Here is a 552-nt window from a genome sequence, read left to right as displayed (position 1 = left end):
CTTCGGCAGCCTGCGCGAGCTCGCCGAGTGGTGCGACGTGCTGGTGTGCGCCACGCCGGGCGGCCCGGCCACGCGGCATGCGGTGAACGCCGACATCCTCGATGCGATCGGCCCGCTGGGCTATCTGGTGAACATCGCGCGCGGCAGCGTGGTCGATACCGAGGCGCTGGCCGACGCGCTGCGTGGCCACCGCATCGCTGGCGCGGGCCTGGACGTGTACGAGAGCGAGCCGCATCCGCCCGAGGCGCTCGTCGGGCTCGACAACGTCGTGCTCACGCCCCATGTGGCAGGCTGGTCGCCCGAGGCCGTGCAGGCCAGCGTGGACCGGTTCATGGCCAACGCGCAAGGGCATTTCGCCGGGCGCGGCGTGGTGTCGCCGGTGTGATGCCAAGAGTGGCTGATACGGCCCAGCGAAGCGGTTCTGGCTAGGCGCCGTATCGCAGGCAGCACGATGAGTACGACAAGATGCGGCAACGACGCCAGAAGGGTCGTGTTAGCCGCTATTACTGCACGGCCTTCGTTCCGGGCGGCAGCTCGGTCGCGTTCGTGAAG

1 protein-coding gene is annotated in these 552 nt (G+C 69.6%); it reads left to right on the top strand.

The annotated features are described in order from the left end of the window. The coding region (locus GVL52_RS31755) for an NAD(P)-dependent oxidoreductase (RefSeq protein WP_280179123.1) at window positions 1-385 on the top strand (385 nt) is incomplete at its 5' end. Between the last annotated feature and the right edge of the window lie 167 nt (window positions 386-552).

This window comes from Rhizobium sp. 18055, assembly GCF_902706285.1.
In the GTDB taxonomy this organism is placed as follows: Bacteria; Pseudomonadota; Alphaproteobacteria; order Rhizobiales; family Rhizobiaceae; genus Rhizobium.
Note: the sequence above shows the minus strand (reverse complement) of the source record. Positions and strands in the feature narration are given on the sequence as shown.